This window comes from Vibrio sp. 1288, from assembly GCF_033344475.1.
In genome coordinates, this window is the sequence record NZ_JAWPOX010000445.1 from 1 (window position 1) to 739 (window position 739).

Consider the following 739-nt stretch of genomic DNA (forward strand, 5'->3'; position numbering starts at 1 on the left):
GCAAGTACTGAAGCAGTTGATAGAGAAAATGGAGGTTGCAAGTCAGCAACTTCGGTTTGAAGACGCGGCAAAGTTTCGTGATCAGATACAAGCGATAAGACGAGTCCAAGAACAGCAATATGTATCGGAAGACAGCATGGACGATATGGATGTGCTGGGTTTTGCGCAAGAGAACGGCATTGCTTGCATCCACATATTGATGATTCGTCAGGGTAAAGTGTTAGGCAGTCGCAGTCATTTCCCTAAGATTCCTCAAAACACGAGCCAACAAGAGGTATTCGATAGCTTTTTGACTCAGTACTACCTGAGCCACAATGAGGCGCGAACAATCCCATCTCGAATAATACTGAACCAAGAGTTGGCCGACGATCTCGAACCCATTCAAAAAGCACTGAGTGAAGTCGCAGGACGTAAGGTTCATTTTCATACTTCTCCGACTGGTGCGAGAGGGAGATATCTTAAGCTGTCTAATACCAATGCACTTACTGCCATCACGACAAAAATCAACCATAAGATGACGATCAACCAACGTTTCAAAGCACTTCGCGAGTCGCTGGGAATGGAGTCTATTATGAGGATGGAGTGTTTTGATATTTCCCATACGATGGGCGAGAGCACTATCGCATCGTGTGTGGTCTTCAACAACGAAGGTCCGGTAAAGCAAGAATACCGACGCTATAACATTACTGGAATCACGGGTGGCGATGATTATGCAGCGATGGGGCAGGCGTTAGAGCGG

Annotated in this window: 1 protein-coding gene; it reads left to right on the plus strand. The window is 46.4% G+C overall.

The window, feature by feature from the left end; all coding sequences use genetic code 11:
* The coding region (locus R8O11_RS27290; RefSeq protein ID WP_318194887.1) for a UvrB/UvrC motif-containing protein at positions 1–739 on the plus strand (739 nt) is incomplete at both ends.